The sequence below is a fragment of the Mycolicibacterium septicum DSM 44393 genome (assembly GCF_000455325.1).
In the GTDB taxonomy this organism is placed as follows: Bacteria; Actinomycetota; Actinomycetes; order Mycobacteriales; family Mycobacteriaceae; genus Mycobacterium; species Mycobacterium septicum.
The window spans coordinates 460,834-462,316 of record NZ_HG322952.1; the positions used below are offsets into that span (position 1 = coordinate 460,834).

The 1,483-nt window shown below is 66.9% G+C and carries 1 protein-coding gene and 1 pseudogene; both read left to right on the plus strand.

Features of this window, described 5'->3' with window-relative positions:
• Positions 1-756 (plus strand): annotated as a pseudogene (locus tag TX88_RS22175) (radical SAM protein); the annotation flags it as partial.
• 187 nt (positions 757-943) lie between these two features.
• Positions 944-1,483: MPT63 family protein (locus tag TX88_RS22180; protein ID WP_044521705.1), on the plus strand; the 540-nt coding region annotated here is incomplete at its 3' end.

Below are 1,483 nucleotides of genomic sequence, written 5' to 3' on the forward strand. Positions count from 1 at the left end.
GAGATCGGGGACATGGTCCGCCTGGCCCTGGACACGCCGTACGTCGGCGGGCTCACCATCCAGCCGCAGTTCGGCTCCGGTCGCTCCGGCGCGATCGACCCGATGAACCGGCTCACCCACACCGGGGTGCTCAAACGGCTGGGACCGCAGACCGACGACGCCGTCACCTGGCGCGACCTGACAGCACTGCCCTGCTCGCACCCGCACTGCTGTTCGGTCGGCTATCTGGTCCGCGACGACAGCGACCGGTGGCGTTCGCTGGTGTCGCTGATCGGAACCGAAAGCCTCAAGGACAAGCTGGGCCTGGTCTCCAACCGGATCGCCGACACCGAACTCCCCCGCCAGCTGCGCATGGCGGTGCAGGAGTCACTGCTCGGGCTGCTCTCGGAGCAGTCCTCGCTGTCGCATCCTCAGATCGGCGACGTCTGGCGCGCCATCTGTGAGAGCTGCGATCTGGGTATGGGGACACTGCTGACCCTGGCTTCCTCGGCACTGCCGGGTCGCCGCCGCAAGATCCGCAAGCTGCTCGGCGAGCGCGTGGTGCGACTGACCGTCAAACCGTTCATGGACATGTCCACGATGATCGAGGAGCGCCTGATTCAGTGCTGCGTGCACGTCGGCACCCGCTCGTCGCAGCCGGATACGGCGCACCACCAGTGCGCGCCGTTCTGCGCCGTCCAGGCCTGGCCGGCGCTCGGGCGTCAACGGCTGTCCTTGTCGGCCGGGCAGGCATTACCGCTCATCGAGATTCGATAGGGATGGCGAAAAACCAGGTCGTGGCGCACATCGAGGTCGACAAGCAGGTCAAACGGGTTTTCTGCCAGGCACCGATGGCAGAAACTGCGAACTGGTGTTCCTAACCGTCCTCTTAAGCTGCTAACTTGCCATGAAGTGGGTGTCCCACTGCCGGGGGGCCTGCCAACTCTTTTTGGACCAGTCAGGAGTGAATGCCTTGAAGACGAATATCAGTACGGCCTTTGCCGGAGCGGCCATTGCCGCCGCGGCGATCGTCGCCGGCGCCCCGATGGCGCTCGCCGACGCCGACACCAGTGCCGTCACCACCGCTTCGCTCGGCGGCCAGGGCAAGCTGGACGGCGGCACCCAGGTCTGGACCGTGACTGACCTCAAGCCCAGCACCGACACGATCAACTACGCGCCGCACGGCACGCTGTGGGAGGTCACTGCGACCAACGAGGCGCTCGAGGGCTCGGTCACGCCGATCGTCTCCAACTTCAACATCCGCGCAGCAGACGGGCAGAACTACCGCGCGCTCTTCCAGGTGCCCAGCACCCAGGGCGTCAACCCCGCCACCCTCGCCCAGGGGCAGAAGACCAGCGGCAAGATCTACTTCGACGTGACCGGTGACCAGCCGACCTCCGTCGTCTACAACGCAGGCGGCAACGACGTCCTGGTGTGGAACAAGACCGCTGCGCCCGCCGCAGCCCCGGCCGCCGCCGGCGCGCCGAAGCGTCCGGCTCCCGCC